The following is a 1,017-nucleotide window of genomic DNA, read 5'->3' as shown; positions in this document are numbered from 1 at the left end:
GCGAGCACAACGACGAGATTTTCGGGGACTTGCTGGGCCTGGACCACGATGCACGCAGGAGGCTCGCCGCGGCCGGCGTGATATGAGGCGGTACTCGTGCAAGCCGGAACGCATGAGCTGCAGCCGACGACGAACCGGACGGGCTGATTCCTCAAGCGCAAGGTCCGAGTTTGTGACCCGGCCGCTTGGCGGTATGACTCGCGGACATGCTGCGGTCCGGTCGCTCCGCTCCCCTGGGCTGATCCCGGGCTATCAACTCCGCACTTACCAGTCAACCAACTGACGTAGTTGGAACTGGTTCAACTACGCGGGGGGATCGTGCCTTGGCTTGAACGCCATACGCAATGCCAATTGTTAAGGTCTAGACTTTCGGCATGAAGATGCTTTTGATAAGACATGGCCAGACCCCGTCAAATCTCACCGGGGCTATCGACACGGTCCCTCCGGGCGCGCCCCTTACGGCTCTGGGAATCGCTCAGGCCTCGGCCCTCGGGCCGGCACTGATGCACGAGGGGCTAGCAGCGGTCTATAGCTCGCCACTCCTTCGAGCCAGGTCCACCGCAGAGATCTTGGCGCAGCATTTGGGGCTCGAGACACTGATTCACCCTGGCCTCGTTGAGATCAGCGGCGGAGACCTGGAGATGCGTGCCGATGATGAAGCCACCCAACGCTATGTCGAGTGCATGCTGCGGTGGATGAATCGAGACCTTTCCTTCAAGATTCCTGGCGGTGTCACCGGCAACACGTTCCTAGACACCTACTCAGCCGCACTGACGTCTCGCAGTGGAGCAGCGGGGACGCGGTCCGGTCGCCGTGGTCACCCACGGAGCGTCCATGCGCGTTTTTCTTGCGCTTCGTGCCGGGTTTGGGGTTGATGACACTGAACGGATGTGGGCCGACAACACCGGATTGGCCGTCCTTGAGTCCGACGGTATGAACGAGTGGATTCTTACCCGGTGGGCACCGGAGCCCCTCGGGGGTGCACACCTACGAGGAGAGGACAGCGAGAACATCCCG

Annotated in this window: 2 protein-coding genes; both read left to right on the top strand. The window is 61.7% G+C overall.

Annotation, left to right across the window (positions count from 1 at the left end):
* The first annotated feature begins 374 nt into the window (after positions 1-374).
* Complete coding sequence (locus EPN29_14310) at positions 375-875, top strand: histidine phosphatase family protein (protein ID TAN30445.1); 501 nt, start codon at positions 375-377, stop codon at positions 873-875.
* Positions 784-1,017, top strand: a 234-nt coding sequence (locus EPN29_14305; GenBank protein TAN30444.1) for a hypothetical protein, incomplete at its 3' end; no start/stop codon positions are given. The genes EPN29_14310 and EPN29_14305, both read left to right, overlap by 92 nt.

It is taken from the genome of bacterium (assembly GCA_004299235.1).
In the GTDB taxonomy this organism is placed as follows: Bacteria; Chloroflexota; Dormibacteria; order Dormibacterales; family Dormibacteraceae; genus SCQL01.
Note: the sequence above shows the minus strand (reverse complement) of the source record. Positions and strands in the feature narration are given on the sequence as shown.

Coding starts and splice junctions, on each gene's coding strand:
- EPN29_14310 (TAN30445.1), top strand. CDS start 375: ATGAAGATGCTTTTGATAAGACATGGCCAGACCCCGTCAAATCTCACC.